Below are 19,273 nucleotides of genomic sequence, written 5' to 3'. Positions count from 1 at the left end.
CTCAGGAAGCAAGAGGGGCGTGCGCGATGTTTTTATTATGGGAGGATTTTCTGAGAAGCGACTATCGCGACTGGAGAGGCAGCGGTCATACCGAGGAACTGCTCGATAAGCCGGAATGGTTGGAACAATGGCTGACCATTCACAGCCTTCCTTATCCGGGGGCTCCAACCGCGAAAGAAGTGAATGAGTTGAAACAGCTTCGGGAACATATCCTCCATATCGTTCAGAAGCTGACCGTGAATGAAGCGGTGGATCCCTTGAATCTCGAAGGGCTGAACCGTGCACTATCGAGCGGCCCCATGATTCTGCACATCGCGGAATCGAACTCCGATTTCCGCCTGGATACCACTCCGTTACAAACAGGCTGGTCCCGCATCGGAGCGGAGGTCGCCGCTTCTTTCGGCCGCTTGCTCACCGAAAGCGAACCCTCCCGCTTGCGTATATGCGATAATCCGGATTGCCGAGCGGTGTACTACGATGAAACGCGAAACCGCTCCAAACGGTTCTGCGATGAGCGAGCTTGCGGCAACCTGATGAAAGTCCGCCGGTTCCGCGCACGCCAAAAAGCCGCCGAATCCGGCGGCCCTTCGAATCCCGATTCCCCGGAGATAACCGTTTAGGTTATTCCGGGGGCTGACTAGCCTAGGATGCGGCTCTTTATGCTAGTATTTCGGGCACGAGCTGGTTGGTTAGAAGCTAAGAGTTCGATTCTCGAACTCTCAGCTTCTCAAGCGAGGACAGACCGCGACATTTCGACGCTGAGCGTTTCATTTTTGAACTCTCAGCGTCTTTTTCTCGCGTTTCGACCTCTGAGAGTTCCAATTTCGTTCTCTCAGCCTCTCAAGCGAGGGTTGGATGCGACATTTGGTCGCCGAGAGTTTCAATTTCGTACTCTCAGCCTCTCAAGCGAGGGTTGGATGCGACATTTGGTCGCTGAGAGTTCCATTTTCGTTCTCTCAGCCTCTCAAGCGAGGGCTGAATGCGACATTTGGTCGCCGAGAGTTTCATTTTCGTACTCTCAGCCTCTCATGCGAGGGTTGGATGCGACATTTGGTCGCCGAGAGTTCCAATTTCGTACTCTCAGCCTTTCAAGCGAAGGCTGGCTGCGACATTTGGTCGCCGAGAGTTCCAATTTCGTACTCTCAGCCTTTCAAGCGAAGGCTGGCTGCGATATTTGGTCGCTGAGAGTTCGATTCTCGAACTCTCAGCCCGAAAGGGGGCTCACTCAGCCCCCTCCCGGCGAATCGATTTACTTCCACAGCTCTTGGCGCTTGTTATAGTTATCCGTAATAATCGCTTCCACGTTTTCGTCGCCGGCTGCTTTCATCTCGGCAAGCATGCTGTCGAAGCCGGTATTCGCCTCTTGCTCGCTCTTCGCGATAATGATCTTCGTAATCGATTGCTTCATGATATCCTGAACCTTCTGGTAGCTGAGCGATTCCGGCGTTCCGCCCCCTGGTCCGAGATTATCGTACGGAGACGTATCCCATACCGTGTCGGATAGATTCTTGAATGCCATCAGGTCGATTTCGCCGCGATTGTTGTCTCCGATGTGATAAGGCGTACCATCGCTGCCCAATCCGTTCTTGACGAACCACGTCCATTTCTGAAGACCGGTCTTCTTCTGTTCAGCAGCCCAGTCTTCCTTCAATCCTTGAAGAACTTCCGGCTTCGGCGTATGTTTGCCGTCTTTCATATCCCAAGTCTGGCCTTCGATCCCCCACATAAGAAGATATTGCCCTTCTTCGCTGGCCAGGAAGTTGATGAATTTCATCGTTTCTTCCGGATGCTTGTTGTTCTTGGAGATTGCAATCGCATCCCAGCCGAGCGGACTGCGCGGGCCGAATGTCGTCGCGCTAGGATCAACTCCCGGTGCAACCACTTTATAAGAGAATAGCTGATGATCCGCGCCGCCGGATTTCAGCAAAGCGTTGTTCGCGTTGCCCGGATCCCAATAGGCCGAAGCCGTTGAGAAAACAAAGCCATTGGATAGCTTCTGTTCCCATGTTTGCGTTTTATTGACCGCCCATTCCGGATCGATCAGCTCTTCGCGGTACAATTTGTTCATGTAGAGAATCATTTCACGGTATTTCGGGTCCTTCACGTCGAACTTCAGGCTGCCTCCGTCTTCGTAGTAGGCTTTCATCCCCCACATCCCTTTGAATGTGCCAAGTACGGCGCCCATATTCTCCGCGTTTAACGTGAGCGGAATCGAAGCTTTCCCGTCAATGTTCGGATGTTTCGCTTTGAAGTCCTTCAGCAATTGCTCGAATTCATCCGTCGTGAACGGCTGGCCGCCTTCCGCTTTGTCCGGCGCGAGCTCCTTCAGCAGATCCTTGCGCATCTGAATGCCGAATACCGGGCTGTTATCCATGCCGTACCAGTTGGACAAATAATAGTTTTTGCCGTCCGTATAACGCGTCTTTTGCAAGACTTCGCCGTATTGCGACTTCACGTCAGGGCCGAAGTTCTCGATCAGATCATCAAGTGGAATGATAGCGCCTGCTGCAATATATTTGTTCACGATATCGCTGCCGCGGTCCATCAGAATGATATCCGGCAAGTCGCCGCTCGCAAGCATCAGATTCAGCTTCTCCGACGGATTGCCGCTTGGCTGCTGAATTTCGACGGAGACGCCGGTACGTTTAGTAACTTCCAGTGCTACCGGGTTCGTGAAGGCATCGCCCGTATTTTTATCGAAAAAGGTAAGCGTAATCGGCTCTGCCGGTTTACTATTCGTTGCCGCCGCATTGTCCGCATTGGCGGTATCCGTAGAATTGGCCGTAGTCGCGGTATCGTTTTGATTATTCGCTGCGGTGTTGTTATTCTTGCTGCTGCAGCCGATAAGCAACGTCGCAAAGATCGTGATTGTGAGCATGACTGTGAATATACGTTTCTTCTTCATAGCTTGTAGCGCCCCCCATATACAATGATAGATGATTGCTGGCTTTTTCCAAAGACATTCCGTGGTAATTCGATCGTTTGCTAACCGTGCGCCACATTAGCCGCCCCTGCCCCCGCTCACACTCCTTTCAGCACCCGCAATTAAAATCAGCTTTTGACTGCGCCCAGTGTCATGCCTTTCACGAAATATCGCTGCAGGAACGGATAAACCAGCACAATCGGAAGTGTTGCGACCATCGTCGCCGCCATGCGGATCGTATCCGACGATACCGCAAGCCTCTTCGAGGAATCGGCCAACTGCTGGGCTTCGGACACCATACTGCCTGTTTGGTACTGATTAAGTATCTTAACTAGCACCGCCTGAAGGGTTTTCAAGCTGGGCTTATAGGTGAACACATACGAATCGAACCAAGCGTTCCAATGACCGATGGCCGTGAACAGAGCGATCGTCGCCAGCACCGGTGTCGTCAAAGGCAGAATGATGCGGATGAACACTTGCAAATCGTTAGCGCCGTCGATCTTAGCCGACTCCGTCAGCTCCTGCGGAAGCTGCTCGATATACGTCCGCACGAGAATCATGTAGAACACGTTCATCAGCCCCGGGAAAATAAACACCCAGAACGAGTCGATCAGATGTACGTTTTTCAGCACCATATAGTACGGGATCAATCCGCCGCCGAAATACATCGTGAAGATGAAATATAGCGTAATCGGCTTTCTCAGCACCAAATCGCGATTGCTCAGCGGATAGGACAGCAAGCTGATGACCAGAATGGTAAGCGGCGTCCCGATCAGCGTCCGCGCTACGGTTACCCACACGGCGTGAATGATTTGACCGTCGGTCAGAATCTCTTTGTAGCTCGTAAATGAAAGCTCCCTCGGCCAGAAGTAGATGCCGCCTTTAATGGTATCCGATGCGCTGTTGACCGATAGCACCAGCACGTTCCAGAACGGATAGAACGTTGCGAATACGACTGCCAGTAGAAAGGCATACACCGCGCCGGAGTAAAGCATGTCTCCCATTGCCCTGCTTTTCATGCTCTCTTTCCTCCCCCAGACCCTGTTAGAAAAGCGATTGATCATTCACTTTCTTCGCCAGCCTATTCACCAGCAGCACCAAGATAAAAGCGACCACCGACTTGAATAATCCTACAGCCGCGCCATAGGAGAACATCCCATTTTGCAAACCGTACCTGTACGTATAGGTGTCGATAACATCGGAATACTTCAAGACCAGGTTGTTTTGCAGCAAGTACTGCTGGTCGAACCCGGCATTCAGAATGCCGCCAACTGCCAGAATGAGCAGGATGACAATCGTCGGGCGAAGCGCGGGCAGCGTCACATACATCATCTGCTTCATACGAGAAGCGCCGTCTACCTTGGCCGCCTCGAACAGCTCCGGATTAATGGAAGCGATGGCCGCAAGGTACATGATCGCGTTAAAGCCCATGTCCTTCCACATGTTGGAGGACGCGATAATCCACCAGAAATAATGCCCGTTCTGGAAGAATCCGACCGGCTTGTCGGTGATGTGCAGCAGCATCAGCACTTTATTCACAAGCCCCTGCGACGATAACAGCGTGACGATAATGTTCGCTGCAATAACCCAGGAGATGAAATGCGGCAAATACGAAATCGTCTGCACGATCCGTTTGAACGCCCCGCTGCTGATTTCATTGATCGCGATGGCCAGAATGATCGGTGCCGGGAATCCGAACAACAAGCTCAATGAGCTTTGGGCCAATGTGTTGCGCATGATCAGCCAGAAGTCGCCGTTGTCGAAGAAGTATTGAAACCACCGCAGTCCGACAAACTCGCTGTGAAAAAACGAGCCGAAAAACGAGCCGCCGGGCTGATAATTGATGAACGCCATATACAGGCCAAACATCGGGGTATATGAAAACAGCAGCGTACAAAGGAAGGCAGGCATGATCATAAGCCATAAATACTTCTGCTGACGCAAACGCTTCCACTTTCCGTTATTCTTTCCGAGCAACGGCGCACGCTGCAACGGTTGTTCGATATGCGCTTTCAATTACGCTCTCCCCCTGACTTATCGTCTTGAATACCCTCATTATAGGGGAGCTTTCCGCAGGCATTCCATGCAAACATCCGCGAATTCATACCCCAAAACACCTGATTTCATGCTGTGCCATTGTTGAAATACCGTAGGGCGACTACAATAAAACAAGTAACGATCATCCCGCTCTTACATAGGAAGGACGTGGCTCACCTATGCATTCGATACTGCTCGTAGACGATGAAAAGATAGAATTGGAAACGCTTACTAGCTATGTGCCTTGGGAATCAATGGGGATACAAGTAGTAGGGACTGCCCGAAACGGCCGAGAAGCGCTGGAGTTAACCCAGCAGCTGGATCCCGATATTATCCTGACCGATGTTCGCATGCCGATCATGGATGGACTGGAGTTCGTGAAACGGGCGAAGCAGGTTCGAAAACGGGTCAAGATCGTATTCCTGAGCGGTCATGATGAGTTTCAATATATTAAAGCCGCGCTCGCCGTCGAAGCATCGGGCTATCTGCTCAAGCCCATCGACATGGAAGAGCTGCGGCATCTCATGGAGAAGGTCAAACAGAAGTGCGAGGAAGCGAAACGAACCGAGCGTTCGGAGGAGATGGCCAAAGAAAAGCTGCTGCGCAATCTTCTGATGGAAGAGACTCCGGATCGGCGCGTCGAACTGGTCCAGAAGCTGCTGCAGCTGGACTCCATTACCTCGCCGCCTTTTCGCGGTCCTTATAAAACCGCCTGCTTGGTGATTGGCCGTCCAAGACGCAATGACGGATCTGCCGCGGATACGAGAATGCCGGACCCCCTTGAGCGAAGCATTGGCGAAGCGGTGCACAAACGTCTTCACGCACTCGGCTATATTGGGGAGCTGATCGATTGGGAATACCGCACATTCGCCGGCGTATTCCCTGACTCCCTGTTTGACGGTGAACGTGAGATCTGGCAGCAGTTGCAGAAGCTGATCGAAGCGGATTTTCCTGTTTCGCTTACCATTGGTCTGTCCCGTACAAGCGACAAATTGGAGGAAGCCTATCCCCTCTTCAAGGAGGCACGCAGCGCTGCGGAGCAAGCCTTTTATTTCGGCAATGGGGCATTGTTATCCGCGGAAGACGTTCATCAGCCGTCTACGGAAGAGGTGGAGGTTGAAGAGCACCGTGCCGCGCTTTGCCGCACCATCGTGCATCAGCGCTCGGAGGAAACGGAGCAAGAGGTCAATCTGTTCATCCATAAGCTGCGAGAGAAACATGTGCACCCTCACCTTGCCCGCTCCGCAGCCGTTCGTCTCATTACGGCTGTAGAACAGCATTTCAGCGGTGCGATTAATGAGCTGCAAGTCGGCCCGTTCAGCAGCGAATGGGAGATTATGAGCCATTGCCAGACCCTTGACGATATCGGGGAGCATGTCCTGCATGTCTGCCACAGCTTGATCATGGCCCTGTCCGAGAAGGATAAAGACCGTCATCAGCATATTACCCGGCACATTCAAGATATTATTGACCGTTCCTATCACAAGCCGCTAACCGTGGAGGATATCGCGAAGGATGTCTACTTATCGCCGAATTACATTCGCACCATCTATAAAGAGAAGACCGGACGCACCATTCTGGAGGTACTTACGGAGACACGAATGCAACGGGCAACCGCGCTGCTCGCCGACAAATCGCTCAAAATCCATGAAATCGCAGGTTTGGTCGGCTATGAGAACGTCTCTTATTTTTGTTCTATTTTTCAAAAGACAACAGGCATGACTCCCAACCACTATCGCAAACAAATCTACTGATTCGGAGGGACGCTTCGTGCCCGGCCTCATTTATCGCCTGCTCATAAGACCATTTCTCAACATGCATTTACGCAACAAGCTGTTCGTTGTCTTCGGGCTTGTTTCCGTAGTCCCTCTCATCTTCTTCGCCGTCTATTCCTATGAAACGATGAAGAGCGAGCTGACTCGTCAGATGTATTCCAACATGCTCTCCACGACCGATCAGATTGGCTCCAACCTGAAGATGAAGCTCGACTCCTATTCCAAAGTTTCCTCCTCCCTGTACCTGGACAGCCGCCTTCGCGACTTCCTGACCATGGACTATTCAGACAATAACCAATACGTCGATGCTTATGAATATATCAACAGCTCGTTCCGTAATCTGCTGGTCACCAATACGGATCTCAGCAGCGTGACCGTCTACACGACCAATCTGACGCTGCCGACCGATCAGGTGTTTATTAAACGCGCAGAGAATGACTTGATGCGTTACCCGTGGTATAGCTTGGCGAGTAAGTCCTACGGCAGCGTGACGTTTACCGTGATGCCGGCGACTAATCCTACTAGTGAACAAGTGACGCAGGGCCTTGAGGAGCGCAAACCGTCCCGCATCGTACTCGCCCGTCTGCTGGACAATAACAGCCTGAACTACCCCTACGGCATCCTGACCATGGATATTCCGGAAGTCGACATTTACGCCTTGATGGCCAAAGAAAACAACAACAAAGAGCTGTTCATCGTTTCCGAGGATGGATCGATTATTTCCGGCAAGGACAAGAGCAAGATTAACCATAATCTGAAGGAGTTCGTGCGGGGGGATTGGGGAAACAGCAAAGCCGGCAGCTTTATCGGCATATACAAAGGCGAGCGTGTTTTTGTCGTATTCAACTCCATCGACAATGGATGGAAAACCGTTTCCATCGTGTCTTATAACAGCCTGTTGATGAACGTAAAGATTGCGTTCTCTCGGCTGTTTACGATCGCCATCGCCAGTTTAATCCTATCCATCATCCTCATTTATATAACGGCCAGATGGTTCACGATTCGAATCGAGAAGCTGCTGCAGCTCACGCGCCGGATCGAGTCGGAGGACTTTGACGTTCAAGCGGTGTCGACATGGCATGATGAAGTCGGGCTGTTATCCTTCGCCATGATGAAGATGGCCAGACGCATGAAGGAACTCATTAACGAGGTGTACAAGAAGGAGATTGCGAAGAAGGAAGCGGAGATGAGCATGCTGCAGGCGCAAATCAATCCGCATTTCCTCTACAACACGCTGGCCTCCATCTCGTCATTGGCGATGCGCAGCGGCGACAACCGCATTCAGGACATGGTGACCCATCTCGCGAAGTTTTACCGCATTTCGCTCAACAAAGGGAAAACCATTGTCGGCTTCGCCGAAGAGCTGCGACTGACGAAGTCCTACATCGCCATTCAGCAGCTGCGCTTCGAAGGACTTCTTCATATCCACTATGACATTGAAGAAGCCGCGCTGCCTTATCCGGTTATCAAGCTGATGCTGCAGCCTTTTATCGAGAATGCGATCAATCACGGGATCTGGGACGATGAAGCCGGCATTAACGTGATTATTAGGGCGTGCATTCGAGAAGACACGCTTGTGCTCCATGTCGTCGATGACGGCATGGGCATGCGGCCGGAGAAGCTCGAACGGATACTCGGCGAAGAGGATGGCGACGGGGCTTCCGGCTACGGCATCCGCAACGTCGATCGCCGCATCAAGCTGACGTTCGGAGACAACTACGGCGTTCATATCTATAGCCGGCTGGGCATTGGCACCGCCGTTCAAATCCTTATCCCTTGCCGGGGACCTCTATAGGAAGCAAGGAAGTAGCCGGAGGCTGAGAGTCGCGAAGTGCGACTCTCAGCAAAAGGATGCTGAAAGTCGCTAAACCCGACTCTCAGCTCCAACAAACCTAAGACCCGGCTCACGCCGGACGCCGAGAGTCGCAAAATGCGACTCTCAATGGCGTAAACGCCAAACAGATCCTGAGAGTCGCGAAACCCGACTCTCAGCTCCAACAAACCCAAGACCCGGCTCACGCCGAAAGCCGTGAGTCGCAATATGCGACTCTCAACGGCGTAAACGCCGCAAAACGATGCTGAAAGTCGCGAAACCCGACTCTCAGCATCAAAAAAACCGGAGGCACAGGCCTCCGGTTTTCCTCGTGAATGCACTAATTCTTAGGCGTCAAGCGGAACAGCTTCGATTCCATCGGCTCAAGCGTTACTTGCAGCGAGCCTTGTACGTCCCCGGAAACAGCCCCCGTCCAGAGATCCTTCAGCTTATAAGCCGCACCGCTGTCCAGACCCGCCCTTGCTAAATCTACGGTTTTGTCGACAGGCGCACTGCCATAATTAAAGAACGCGAGGTAGTAATCGCCTTTATCCTTCAGTACGAATGCTTCCGCAGCCTTAGCACCGGTATTCCCTTCGATCGGACGGAATGCTTTCCCGATCTGAGCGACTTCCAGCACCGCCTTATTGGTTAACAGCGCCGTCATGTATTCCTGCGCTTTCGCATCGTGAACGTTATCCGAATCCATAAACACCGTTCCCGAAATAACGGCGGAGTTGACTCTGCTTCTGGCTTCGGTTAAGGAACCCGCTCTGGACAATGCCATATGATCGGGATCCGTGTAATGGTAGATCGTTCCGTTCTGCCACCAGCCATACGTCAAGGCGTTCAGCTGGAACTCCGTGTCGGAGATGCTGCCGAACGTATCGGTAGCGATGCGTCTGCTGTGCGCGTATTGGCTTGGGAACAGCGGCGCGATGGAGGCACTGATAAACATTTTATCCGCGATGAGACTGTCGACGTAAGCCATTCCTTGGTTATACGCTTGCGTTCCGGTTTGGACCTCAGGGTCATAATGCTTGCCTTCCAAGGCACCGTGGGTAAGGAAATCCAGCTTGATATACTCAAAGCCCAGGTTCTTAAACCGGTTAAGGAAATAGGTCATCCGATCCTTAGCCCCCGGGTGAGACGGATCTACCGCATAAGCGCCGTCCAATTTAGGCAGCGGGTTGCCCGACTCGTCGCGCAGGATGATATCGCCGTATTTATAGCTCGATCCCTCGACCTGCTGCTCCATATTGTCGCCCCAGTAAACGAACGGTCCCCAATAGATGCCGGCCTTCTGTCCGTTCTTGCGAATCTTGGCAACAACGTCCGCTAATTGCGCTTCCGTTAGATTGTCCCAGTACGAATCCAAATTGATATAAGTGACTTTCTTATTATTGAAGCCTTCCATCTGCAGATGCTGCTTCACATAATCGGACGTGTCCAGCACATCCTGATAGGTCAAATTGCTGCCGAAAGCACCCCAGCTGTTCCAGCCGACAGGCACGCCTTCAGGTACTTTTTTGCCGAAAGCGAGCGGCGGAGCGATTACTGCGTTTGCCTTCCCGTATTCTTCCATGCCCTTCCGATAATCGCCATAGAAGCCTACGAATGCCATAGGCGATGTCAGCACGGTTCCTTTGATGCTGCCATGTGCCACCGAATCATGCGTTTTCGCGGTCGAAGCGCCGCCGAATACTTCCAACTGATTCAAGCGGTTATTTTCGCCGGTGAAGCGAATTCCCGTTTTCCAAGTATCATGGGTCACCGAACCCACAATAAGTCCGTTGCGGTTGGCATTATCGTAGATCGCGGACACCTCGTAGCTGGTATCTGCCGAATTGATCGGCACCGCTTGGTGACGAATCCACATATCGTTGTCATAAGGAACGGATAATACCCGCCCGTCCGTGTAGCTGCCGATGTCGATGCCGCCGGTTGTATTCGTTACAAGCGGAGCCATATAATTCGTTTGCAATTCGGCAGCCGAAACCGCCTCAGTTCGGGTGAAGAAATAAGCCTTATCCTCATAGAAGCTGTACCACTGGTTCAACGTCGGACTTCCGGCTTGGCTGTTGACGAACTTCACCTTAACGCCTTTGCCGAAGCCATCCTTCAGGGGAGCGACATCCGCCATGGAGAAGCTGTGGCTGTCGTAGCAGCTGCTCGCCTCGTCTTCGAACTTGCTGTATACGCCTTTGGCAATCGTCTTATCCTTCCAGGCATAGTCCGCCATGCCGCTGTCCGTGCGGTAAGTAACGGCATAGTCGCCATTTTGGATCACCACGGCATCGGCATATTCGGAAATCTTGATCGACCCGAACTTCTTCTTGGACACCTGTGCTCCAAAGGCCGGTACATCCGCAAGTACCTGCTCGCAAGGCTTCACTTGATCCGCATCTATCGGGGTTACGACGATTTTGTCCATATCCGGTGAATACCCGCCTCCATCCGAGAACAGAATGGTGTTGCTTCCGGCCACCAAGTTGACGCTGATGGTCTGCGAGCCTACGGTGCTCCAATCCTTCGTGCTCTGGAAGAGAACGTTCTGCGCCGGACCGCCGTTCGTGCTCACATCGGCAGCACGCGGATCTCCGGAAATATAATACACCGTCAGGTTATAGCTGCCTGCAGATGGAACGTTAATCGCATTAAATTGCAGGGAAGCACCTTGATAGAGATTCCCTACCTTCTGCCCGCCGGAGCAAGCGCCGCAACCGGACACGGCAGCATTGCCTGTCAAGGTGTTCCCCGAAGCCTCCGCCTCATAACCTTGTGCAATCGGATAAACGTCGATTTTATCAAAATCAGGCGAGTACCCGTTACCATCGGAAATGTCGATATAGTTGCTGCCTTGAACAAGGGTCATCGGGATCGTTAACGTAGCTAACGTATTCCAGTCTGCCGTCTTGTCGAAGTCGATATGGCGGGAAGTGCCGCCGTTCGCGCTGATGTCCGCACTTCTCGGATCTCCGGAGATGTAGGAGAAAACAACGTTATACGAGCCGGCTTCCGGCACCTCAATATCGGTAAAACGCATGCTGCTTCCTTGGTACAAGCCCCCCACCTTCTTGCTGCCCGAGCAGCCGCTGCAGTCGGCGATCGAGGCATTTCCCGTCATCGTGTTCCCCGTCGCTTCCGCTTCGTAACTGTAGACGACTTCGTTCGCGGCGCTTGCCGTGGCGTCCGCATTGGAGAGCGAAGAGGTGCCGAATGAAAAACTACAAATAAATAGGATGAGTGCCAAACAAGATGTTAGCGTTTTCATAATGAACTCCTTCCAACCTTTTATTTGAATACATCTCTCAATTTAATGCAGCGCGTATTGCCGTACAATCCAAATATCTTACGAAACATACGGCAAAACAAAGGAATCGTGAGGGCCAGTCATTTATCGGAGCCGACGAACGCAAGTCATCATCCGTTCTCTACTTTCAATCTACCATCCTCAACTTCTTTCGGAATGTTCGTTGTAAGATAGCGTTTACACGCTATACTTAAAAGAAAATCCACCAAAGGAGAAGGTTCCGAATGAGCTTTCTGCGCCGGCTCACCCTGTATCCCAAGCTCGTTCTGACCTTTCTGGTCATTATCATTCCTCTCGTTACGATCAGCCTTCTGATGAATATCCGCAGCGAGCGTCTCGTCCGCAACGAGATCACCGGTTCGATGCAAGCCAAGGTCAATTATTATATCAACGCGCTGGAGGATGATTTCGGACCTCTGGTTACGCTGGAGCAGCAATATACGGTTGACGACGACATCTTTAATCTCGCCTATTCTTCGATCATCATGACCAGCGAGCAGTATACGAATGCGGTCAGGAATGTCCAGAAGAAGCTGCAGATTCTGAAAAATATGAGTCCTTACGTGGAAGACGCCTTCGTCAATTTCCCCGTGCTCGACCGTAAAATATCCGCATTATCCTTCAACGAATTGAATCACGAGGAAGCAGCCGCTTTAAACCAAATCGCCGATACGTTCGAATCGCCCTTCCTGCTCTATCGGAATCGGCTGTGGATGAGTCTGCCCTATCCGAACAATCTGACGGTCGGCCGCGGATTCACGATTGCGCTGGAAATTTCGAGCGCTGCGATCAAGGATTCGCTGTCCGGCTTCCTCATCGACGGCAATGGCGGCGCCATGCTCATGGACCGGGATTTATCCTGGAGCGAGACGAGCGGCAATGTGCCTTCCGATCGTGCCAAGCTGCAAGCTCTTATCCGCAATCAGCTGCAAGCCGGACAGAAGAGCGGGTACGAAATCATCGAGGACGGGGACTCCACGTACTACGGTTTTTTTGAGAAATCATCGAAATTAGGGCTGACGCTCGCGATATTCGTGGAAGAAAGCAGCTTCATCGGTCCGCTTAAACAATACGCGATATGGTTATGGGCCATCTCGATTGTCGCCCCGATTCTCATTCTGCTGTTTTCCTATCGGCTCTACCAGGTCATCCATACGCCGCTGAAGCGACTTGTCGCCGCCTTCAAAGGACTGGAGAAAGGCGACCTCTCGGCCCAATTGAACTATCGCTCCCGAGACGAATTCAATTACTTGTATTTGCAGTACAACCGCACCGTGTCCAGACTGCAGGATCTCATTAACGAAGCCTACGTTCATCAATACCAGATTAAGGTTGCCGAGCTCAAGCAGCTGCAATCGCAGATTAACCCGCACTTCTTGTACAACAGCTTCTTCAACCTTCATCGGCTGGCCAAACTCCAAGAGAATGACAAAGTCGTCGCCTTCTCCAAGCATTTAGGCGAATACTTCAAATACGTCACCAAGAACGCCGACTTCGTGCCGCTCGATCAGGAAATCAAGTTCTGCCGATCCTATGCTGCCATTCAAGGCATTCGGTTCGACGATCATGTCCGCGTCGAATTCGGCGCGGTTCCGGAACGCGTCGGCTCGCTGGCCGTGCCCAAGCTGCTGCTTCAGCCGCTTGTCGAGAACGCCTACCAGCATGGACTGGAGGACCAAGTGGAAGAGGGACTCGTCATAGTCACCTTCAAGGACTGCGGGGATCATGCCCAAATCGCGGTGGAAGATAACGGGGCACTGGAAGAGGAAGAGCTGGCGCATATCGTCGCTCTGTTGACCGATGCGGACTACAAATCTGACAGCGAAGGCTTGCGTAACGTTCAGCTGCGCATTCGGCTGAACTTCGGCGAGCATGCCGATCTGCTCGCCGATCGGGGTGCGCTCGGAGGCTTGCGGATGACCATCATCATTCCATTTAAGGAGGCATAAGGCGATGTATCGACTGTTACTCGTGGACAATGAACCGATTATCGTAAGAGGACTTCAGCAGCTATTGGCAGAAGAGGCACCCTTCGAGCTCGATGTCTATGGCGTGCATTCGGCGGAAGAGGCGCTGCGGCTGCTCGGCATCATGAAGATCGATATCGCTTTGCTCGATATCCGCATGCCGGGGATGAACGGCCTCGAGCTGCAAGCCAAGATTGTCGAGCAATGGCCGGACTGCAAAGTGGTTTTCCTGTCCGGTTACGACGACTTTTCTTATATCCAGACCGCTTTCCGAAACGGCGGCGTCGATTACGTGCTGAAGATGGACGGCGATGAAGCCATCATAGCTGCCATCCAGAAGGCGATCGACGAGCTGTCTCGCGCAAGCTCCATGAACCAATTGATGGACCAAGCGAAACATAAGCTGCAGCAGTCGCTTACCCCTTTGCAGAGAGATTATGTCAGCCAGCTGATCCATGGGCTTGCGCCTGCCAAGCAGGAGCGGATGGATGAGCTGAAGATGGCGATGGACGTATCCGTCCCTCCGCTTCTTCTGATCTCGCGCGTCGACCGCTTTGCCCCGTCGCATTCCGATTCGGATAAAACCCTCATGTACTACGCGCTGCAAAATATTGCCGGCGAGTTCTGGGCAGGCTGCCGGGCTTTCAGCGTCATGCTTGATCCGTCCGCGATGGTTACGTTTGTCCAGCCTGTCACGAATAGTCAGTGGGAGACGGTCAGCCAGCGATGGATCCGGTTCGTGCACGGTCAGCTGGAAACGATCCAAGCCGCCTGCAAACAATATTTGAAGCTTCCGGTCTCGTTCGTCGCCAGCTCGGAGACCGTCCCTTGGGCTGACGTTCACTTGAAATATGCCGAGCTTAAGCAAATGTTGTTCTACGGCTTCGGCCAGCGGACCGAAATGCTGCTCACGGATGACGTCAATCGAAATTTTGCTTCGGGAAGCCCGCAAACCAACGAGACGATCATCAAAGCTCAAAGCCGTTTAAAGCAGCTCTTATCCTCCGAGATGGCGCTGGAGAATCGGCTGCTCGCCGATTTCGATGAGATCGCCGCGCACTCACGCAAGCTGACGGGCAATCATCCCTTTCTGTACGAAATGTACAACGGCATCGCCTACATGCTGTTGTCCGCCATTAATCATCAGCACCGGACGGAGGCCTTTCCGGCCGATTGGCTGACCAAGCTCGTCTCCCTGGATGCCCACTCCTCGTGGGAGGAGGCGCTCGACTATATGCGGGATATCATCCGCCGGCTGCTCGACATTCGCAATCAAGAGAGCGAGGCAGGTGCCCACCTGCTGATCGCCAAGCTCAAATCCTTTATCGACAGCCACTTGAATGAAGACCTGTCGCTCGTCCGGCTGGCGGAAACCGTCTACCTGAATCCGACCTACTTGTCGCGACTGTTCAAGCAGCAGACCGGCCAAGGGATCTCCGAATATATCGCCGAGCTTCGTCTGACGAAATCCTGTGATCTGCTCAAGTTCTCGAATCTGAAAATACAGGATATCGCGCTCAAGGTCGGTTTCGATTCCGCGACGTCATTCGGAAGGTTCTTCAAGAGAGAAATGAACGCGACGCCTCACGAATATCGGGAGCGCGCATCCGTATCATAAAGGAAAGCCGCCGGTTGTTATTTCACCGGCGGCTTTGTTATTGGTTTATTGGAACACGCGGACATAATCGACGAACATGTCGACCTGATTGTTATATCTGGCGAGATCGATCGGCCAACCGCCGCCAAGTGCCAGGTTGAGCATGAAATACATCGGCGTTTTGGCTTGGTCGAACGTCGTATGGCGCCATACCTCTACGTTATCGATATAGTAGATGGTGTCGGTCGGCGTTATTTTGGTGCCGTAAATATGCCAGGTAGACGCATTGTCGCCGAACGCAAAGTTAGAGGAAGAACAATGCGTGTCGTGCATTTCCGGGTTACCCGCCCACCAGTGCTTCGCCTGGCAAGCGCCGTTCGGATCCTGCCCGTATGCTTCGACCGTATCGATCTCCGCCGTCGATGGCACGCCTTGCGAAATGCTGTTCTGCGACATGAGCCAGAACGCCGGCCAGGTTCCTTTGCCTGCGGGCATCAGAATGCGAGCCTCAAAGTAGCCATAGGTTGCTGCGACGCCGGTTCCGTTAGTACGAACGGAAGACAGCAGGCCGCCGGTGTAGGTGCGGTTCCAGCCCATCGGATCGACCGTTCCGGCCGGCGCTTTCTTGGCGCGAATGCGCAAGTAGTTGCTTCCGAGTATTGCAAACGGATCATTCGCGCTTCCGTAATCGGCGAATATCGCTTCGCCGAATTCCGTGCCGTTCGGCGCATCCGGTTTCGATGTTGCATAGGTAGCTCCGGCGCCCGTGCGGGATGCCGACAGAGGACCCGTGAAATCATCTTGGAAAAGCACGCTCATGCCGGACGCTTGCGAAGGCGCGGAAGGAATGCCTTGCTTCCATGTGACGCCGCCTTCGTTATACAGCTGTACATAGCAGTTATCCGAGTGCGCATAGTTCGGATTGCCTTCCGGCGAATCCCATGCGCTCAGAATGACCGTGATCGGACCGTGCGGGAAATCAGCGGCCGGGAAGGTCACTTCGCCATATCCGTTGGCAGCAGGCGTTACCCGCTGGAACCAGCTATCATAGCCGTTCGCGTTCGGATGCGCGGTGTCGGGCTGATGCCAAGACCTTGCCCATACGTTCTGCATGCCGGGCGCGTAAAACTTGATCGTAATTGTCCCGTTAATCGAAGCACCGTAAGATGGCGAAATCACGCTTACTTGGTAATTCGGGTATTCCCCTGTTGGCGGTTCCGTTGGCGGCGTCGTTCCGCCTCCGGTGCCGTAATACTTAATTTCCGTCGCGCCGGAAGCCGAACCGGATTGCGGCGTAAAGACGATTCTCATCTTGGAGGTCGTAACGGCCGTAAATGTGACCGTATTGACCTGACCGCCCGTCGGTGCAGCCGGCGACTTGGATTGGCTTGCCGCGTTCGTCCAGGCCGTACCGTTCCAGTATTGCACGTTATAGGAAGCCGGGGCTTTAACGCCGCCTCCGTCATCGTAAATATAAATTTGAGCTTGCGATACGGTGCTGCTTGCGCTTAAATCTTTCTGCACCCAATCGGTTGCATTCGGCGATTGGTAGCTGGTCCAGCGATTATGCGGCGCGTTCACGTACGAGATTATTCCGTCATCGACATCGTCTGCCTCATCCATGTGGAACGTATAAGACGCTGTCGATGTTCCGGCCAGCGGCGACGTAGTTGGAGGGTCGACCGGAGGATCAGTAGGAGGTGTGGTAGAACCCGTGCCATACGCAATTTCAGTTACACCGGATTTGGAGCCGGATTGATGCGTGAAGACGATTCTGAATTTGCTTGCCGACACGGACGTGAACGTTACCGCGTTGACTTGGTTACCGGTAGGAGAAGCCGGGGACTTCACTTGGCTGCCGGCATCCGTCCATGTGCTGCCGTTTAAGTATTGCACCTTATAGGAGCTCGGTACCTTCACGCCGCCTCCGTCATCGTACAGATAGATTTCAGCGCTGCTTCTCGTTACTGCCGAGCCGAAATCCGTCTGTACCCAGTCTGTCGCGTTCGGCGATTCATATGCCGTCCAACGGTTAGCCGGCGTATCGTCGTAAGACACGGTTCCATCATTCACCTCACTCGTTGCGTCCATGAAGAACGTGTACGATGCCGTGACCGTGGCCCCGGTGTCATACGCAAAGACTTGCATGCCGGAGAACAGCGTGGATAAGAGAACGCTTACAATTAGAAGCGATAAGAACGCTCTCCTCGGCCTTAATCTCTTCTTTGTCATTAATCATCACTACCTTTTCGCTAATTTAGGTTGCAAGTGTATTATAGCGAAGCCGCGCTTCGCTGCCATCAGCCGTTCGCTACTTTCGCTCTACCGATTTCTACTTCTTTGGAGCCGGTCCGATCAAGGTCAAATAAAGCGCAGCCCTTGGCGAGCTGCGCTTACTCATCTTCCAACCTGTAACGGTTGTGACAGTGGTTATTTGACCTCAAATGCCCGCTATTATTTTCTTACGGTTGTGAGCGAGCTTATTTAGACATTTTCCAATAGAAATCAACCATTATGCAGTAAATAACGATCCCCACAACCGTTAGATTACTAAAAGTCGTTCATTTCATGAAATAGCCACGCTGACAACCGTTAGAAATATTGCCCTTCTCAGATAAACCGAAAATGAAGAACCCCGGCGTTATAAAAACGTTGGGGTGCTCTACAAACAGGGAGAGGCTCCAGGCTTTCCAGGCTTTCGAGGCTTTCGAGGCTTTCTCAGACTTTCGGGCTTTCTCAGGCAGCTGAAAGCGCAGCCCTGAGCGGGCTGCGCTTCTAAGTTACGCTAAGGGCGAGCTGGTCCGCAGCATGATGCATCGGAATTCGCCTTCACCCTCCGCTACAGTGGAGGCGTCCCCGGGCTTAGCGGGCCTGCACGCACAGTAGAAGTGGTAGAATCGCTCCTTCCAATAGATGACCGAGGACTTATGCGCATGTGTCTCGTCCACCTCGCCCGGTTCTCCATGCGGAATCCACGGCTCATCTGCGATTTCCCAGTTCGTTAAATCCTTCGACGTCGCCAGCAGCCCCTGCGCATGCCCGCCGTCGAACCCGAAACCAAAGTTCACCCAATTGCTGGTCCGGCTATCGAACCGGATATGGGGATCGCTCACGTATTGGCTGTAGAACGTCCCCGCCTTCACACCCATAACCGGCTCACCGCCGGGGAGCCTCGTCCAGTGCAGCAGATCGTCCGACACCGCCAGCCCCGTCTCCTCGGTCCATGGCCAATCCGTTTTGTCCTTGGCATTGTAGAACATCCAATACCGTCCCTCGAATTCGACGAAGCAGCACTTGTACAAGCCGCCTCGCTCCCAATCTCCACCGTTCTCATAGGAGAGAATCGGTTTATCGAGACGATGCCAGTCCAGCAAGCTCTCGTTCTCGCACCAAGCAAGCCCCATCTTCGCTCCCCCGGCTTCATAACCGAACTCGGGATACGCATGATAGATCATCCAGTACTTTCCGCCGACTTTCTTCAAACGGGGAAGTTCGTATAAATCGTTGTTCTCCAGCAGCACCCAGGAATAGGCGGCACCTACATAATCCCAGCGCGAGGAATCTTCCCCGCGGTCCAAAATCACGCCTTCGCGCTTCCACTCGACTAAGTTGTCGCTCGTAGCCAGCGCCGTCCGATACCCTAAGCCATCAAAGCCGATATGCATCATATAAAACCTATCGTTGTGGAAGAAAACAAACGGACAATCCACCGACATCGCATTATAGGTGCCGGCCTTGCCTGAACCTTGAAGCACCGGCACTTCCCGCTTATACGGCGTGCGCAGATGCTCAAATTCACCTAGTACGAAACCAGCCATTCGCTTCGGGGCTCCTCTCTCCTTGTACTC

At 52.8% G+C, this 19,273-nt stretch carries 11 protein-coding genes; 5 read left to right on the top strand and 6 right to left on the bottom strand.

Translation table 11 applies throughout. The annotated features are described in order from the left end of the window. Positions 1-26 precede the first annotated feature (26 nt). Positions 27-620: a CGNR zinc finger domain-containing protein gene (locus tag BM412_RS21490; RefSeq protein ID WP_091223107.1), complete on the top strand. Its 594-nt coding sequence runs from the start codon at positions 27-29 to the stop codon at positions 618-620. A gap of 629 nt (positions 621-1,249) precedes the next feature. Here BM412_RS21490 and BM412_RS21485 read toward each other — a convergent pair. From BM412_RS21485 to BM412_RS21475, 3 genes are all read right to left on the bottom strand, one after another. Beyond that, positions 1,250-2,905: an extracellular solute-binding protein gene (locus BM412_RS21485; RefSeq protein ID WP_256256507.1), complete on the bottom strand. Its 1,656-nt coding sequence runs from the start codon at positions 2,903-2,905 to the stop codon at positions 1,250-1,252. A gap of 146 nt (positions 2,906-3,051) precedes the next feature. Further along, positions 3,052-3,942 (bottom strand): carbohydrate ABC transporter permease, encoded by an 891-nt coding sequence (locus tag BM412_RS21480; protein WP_091223105.1) that lies wholly within the window; start codon positions 3,940-3,942, stop codon positions 3,052-3,054. Positions 3,943-3,967: 25 nt separating this feature from the next. Then, positions 3,968-4,939 (bottom strand): ABC transporter permease, encoded by a 972-nt coding sequence (locus BM412_RS21475; protein WP_371264846.1) that lies wholly within the window; start codon positions 4,937-4,939, stop codon positions 3,968-3,970. A gap of 200 nt (positions 4,940-5,139) precedes the next feature. Between BM412_RS21475 and BM412_RS21470 the strand changes: the two genes are divergently transcribed. Both BM412_RS21470 and BM412_RS21465 read left to right on the top strand, forming a co-directional pair. Beyond that, a complete protein-coding gene (locus BM412_RS21470; RefSeq protein WP_091223103.1) occupies positions 5,140-6,714 on the top strand; it encodes a response regulator in 1,575 nt (524 codons plus the stop codon). 61 nt (positions 6,715-6,775) lie between these two features. Next, entirely contained in the window at positions 6,776-8,530 is a 1,755-nt protein-coding gene (locus BM412_RS21465) for a cache domain-containing sensor histidine kinase (protein ID WP_177245997.1), read from the top strand. Positions 8,531-8,888: 358 nt separating this feature from the next. Here BM412_RS21465 and BM412_RS21460 read toward each other — a convergent pair whose 3' ends face one another. Beyond that, positions 8,889-11,822: a carbohydrate-binding protein gene (locus BM412_RS21460; RefSeq protein WP_091223100.1), complete on the bottom strand. Its 2,934-nt coding sequence runs from the start codon at positions 11,820-11,822 to the stop codon at positions 8,889-8,891. A 263-nt stretch (positions 11,823-12,085) separates the two neighbouring features. On the opposite strand from BM412_RS21460, the gene BM412_RS21455 reads away from it, so the two are divergent. Next, positions 12,086-13,810, top strand: a complete 1,725-nt coding sequence (locus BM412_RS21455) for a sensor histidine kinase (protein ID WP_091223098.1) — start codon at positions 12,086-12,088, stop codon at positions 13,808-13,810. Between the two features lie 4 nt (positions 13,811-13,814). Continuing rightward, positions 13,815-15,446: a response regulator transcription factor gene (locus BM412_RS21450; RefSeq protein ID WP_091223096.1), complete on the top strand. Its 1,632-nt coding sequence runs from the start codon at positions 13,815-13,817 to the stop codon at positions 15,444-15,446. 45 nt (positions 15,447-15,491) lie between these two features. Here the strand turns inward: BM412_RS21450 and BM412_RS21445 are convergent, their stop codons facing one another. Further along, a complete protein-coding gene (locus tag BM412_RS21445) occupies positions 15,492-17,657 on the bottom strand; it encodes a galactose-binding domain-containing protein (RefSeq protein WP_091223094.1) in 2,166 nt (721 codons plus the stop codon). A gap of 548 nt (positions 17,658-18,205) precedes the next feature. Next, complete coding sequence (locus BM412_RS21440; protein ID WP_091223092.1) at positions 18,206-19,243, bottom strand: glycoside hydrolase family protein; 1,038 nt, start codon at positions 19,241-19,243, stop codon at positions 18,206-18,208. Positions 19,244-19,273 lie beyond the last annotated feature (30 nt).

Origin of the sequence: Paenibacillus sp. BC26 (assembly GCF_900116125.1) — a bacterium.
GTDB classification, from domain to species: domain Bacteria; phylum Bacillota; class Bacilli; order Paenibacillales; family Paenibacillaceae; genus Paenibacillus_Z; species Paenibacillus_Z lignilyticus.
This window is presented reverse-complemented; position numbering and strand designations above follow the sequence as displayed.

Bases quoted from the DNA above. Each gene is read 5' to 3' on its own strand.
- BM412_RS21490 (WP_091223107.1), top strand. From the start codon at position 27: ATGTTTTTATTATGGGAGGATTTTCTGAGAAGCGACTATCGCGACTGG.
- BM412_RS21485 (WP_256256507.1), bottom strand. From the start codon at position 2,905: ATGAAGAAGAAACGTATATTCACAGTCATGCTCACAATCACGATCTTT.
- BM412_RS21480 (WP_091223105.1), bottom strand. From the start codon at position 3,942: ATGAAAAGCAGGGCAATGGGAGACATGCTTTACTCCGGCGCGGTGTAT.
- BM412_RS21470 (WP_091223103.1), top strand. From the start codon at position 5,140: ATGCATTCGATACTGCTCGTAGACGATGAAAAGATAGAATTGGAAACG.
- BM412_RS21465 (WP_177245997.1), top strand. From the start codon at position 6,776: ATGCATTTACGCAACAAGCTGTTCGTTGTCTTCGGGCTTGTTTCCGTA.
- BM412_RS21460 (WP_091223100.1), bottom strand. From the start codon at position 11,822: ATGAAAACGCTAACATCTTGTTTGGCACTCATCCTATTTATTTGTAGT.
- BM412_RS21455 (WP_091223098.1), top strand. From the start codon at position 12,086: ATGAGCTTTCTGCGCCGGCTCACCCTGTATCCCAAGCTCGTTCTGACC.
- BM412_RS21450 (WP_091223096.1), top strand. From the start codon at position 13,815: ATGTATCGACTGTTACTCGTGGACAATGAACCGATTATCGTAAGAGGA.
- BM412_RS21445 (WP_091223094.1), bottom strand. From the start codon at position 17,657: ATGACAAAGAAGAGATTAAGGCCGAGGAGAGCGTTCTTATCGCTTCTA.
- BM412_RS21440 (WP_091223092.1), bottom strand. From the start codon at position 19,243: ATGGCTGGTTTCGTACTAGGTGAATTTGAGCATCTGCGCACGCCGTAT.